Annotated in this window: 1 protein-coding gene and 1 pseudogene; both read left to right on the top strand. The window is 52.5% G+C overall.

Translation table 11 applies throughout. The features are described 5' to 3' along the window. Nucleotides 1-122: 122 nt before the first annotated feature. Nucleotides 123-359: a type VI secretion system Vgr family protein gene (locus GM672_RS27600; protein ID WP_170300283.1), complete on the top strand. Its 237-nt coding sequence runs from the start codon at nucleotides 123-125 to the stop codon at nucleotides 357-359. A gap of 916 nt (nucleotides 360-1,275) precedes the next feature. Further along, nucleotides 1,276-1,522 (top strand): annotated as a pseudogene (locus GM672_RS27595) (IS256 family transposase); the annotation flags it as partial. Nucleotides 1,523-1,651: the final 129 nt, after the last annotated feature.

Raw genomic sequence — 1,651 nt, 5'->3', positions numbered from 1 at the left:
TGCATCCTCACTCCGCGCTGGGCTATAAATCGCCGCGTATGTTTAGAAAAGAGCGACCGTGTCAGGCTCTGGAAACTGACGCTAACTAAGCATCAGACTGTGTCCGGGAATAGCGGGGCAAGATCACCGGCTTCGAACTGCGCACCGACGCCTGGGCAGTCGGTCGTGGCGGAGAAGGTGTGCTGCTGACGACTTCCGCACGCTCGGCGCAAGGTGCCAGTGTCACATCGACGCAGATGGATGCGACGGAGGCGCTGAGCGGCTTCAAGGCGGCCGAAGAGCTAGCGCAGACGACGCGGCCAGCGTCATGCATTGGCAGGTATTATAATAATCGGGTTGTACTGAAACCACAGCTATAAGTACGTGACTTATATGACAGAACAAGAAATTTCCCTATTATATCATTACACTTCATCGAATTATCTTATTAAGCTGCGCGACACATGGGGCGCCCTAGTTGCTCATGTGGAGAAATGCTTGCGAGAATTTGAATCGAATTTACCGTCGAATTATAGGGCACGCGCTCTGCCACAGCAGCCTGACATAGTCTGGGGCGGACGGGTTCTTCCAAATTTCCGGGACACCTACCATGCTCTCTGTGAAGGCTGCGTTCTCTTGCTCGCAGGTGACGTACGAGGATTACGAGCATGCCACGGGCCGTTGAGCGATTTTAAGGGCCAAACAGATTTCGATCCATCCTGGATGAGCGCTGCTGACTTAGATCGCTATGGTGATCTTCTAGGCGAGAGCGTTCAGATAGCGAGCAACATCCGCCATACTGAGGGCGCGAACTGGGATCCATTCACTCTCTCTACAGAGTACGATACGCTATCACGTGGCCCGCTACCGCCCCAAGTTCATACTTATACCTATCAAGTTCGATCGCAGACGACTGTGACTACTGGAAATATGCCAGAAATTTCCGGCGTATATATACCGGATGTCGAAGTAAGCTGCCCCCAATTCCTTGTAAGCTATCGGCCGGCCCCTCCGGCGAACGTATTCATGCGCTATGATGATCTACTACATCCAGAGACTGGCGAAAAGTATGGTGAGGCGAAAGTGACTGGTCGACGTAACTGTACATGGGCGTTGGTAGAACCGCAGGATGCTAGCGGAGTTTGAATTGAGGCTGACTGTTCAGTTATGGGATCATCCGAGATCGCCAATCCTCTTTCAAAGCATTCAACAATGCGGTGCCGCGTCTGTATTCTTGAGCCTGTCAGATTTTCCGTGTGGAACGGGGTCATGAAATAATGCCGAAAGGACTGTTCCATGACCGAAGTGATGACCACCAAAAAGCCCAAGAAACACAAACGAGCGTACCCTTTCCCCGCCGAGTTGATCGACCAGTTACTTGCTCAGGTTGAGAACAAGGACGCCGAGGCGATCCTCGGCGAAAACGGCTTGGCCGGGCAACTCAAGAAGATGCTGGCCGAACGCATGCTGACTGCCGAGTTGAGCCATCATCTTGTCGGTGAGGGCGAAGCAATAAAACCACCGCAAAGGCAGCAGCCCGAAAAAGGGTAATCCCCCCATTTTTAGAGCACGCTAAAAGTAGAGGTTAAGCGGCAAGTGCCAATTTCTGTTTTGGCGTGATACCGCCGAGCGCCATATTGGGTCGGTCGTGATTGTAGGTCCACAACCAGTT

Origin of the sequence: Pseudoduganella buxea (assembly GCF_009720835.1) — a bacterium.
Classification (GTDB): Bacteria; Pseudomonadota; Gammaproteobacteria; order Burkholderiales; family Burkholderiaceae_D; genus Rugamonas; species Rugamonas buxea.
Note: the sequence above shows the minus strand (reverse complement) of the source record. Positions and strands in the feature narration are given on the sequence as shown.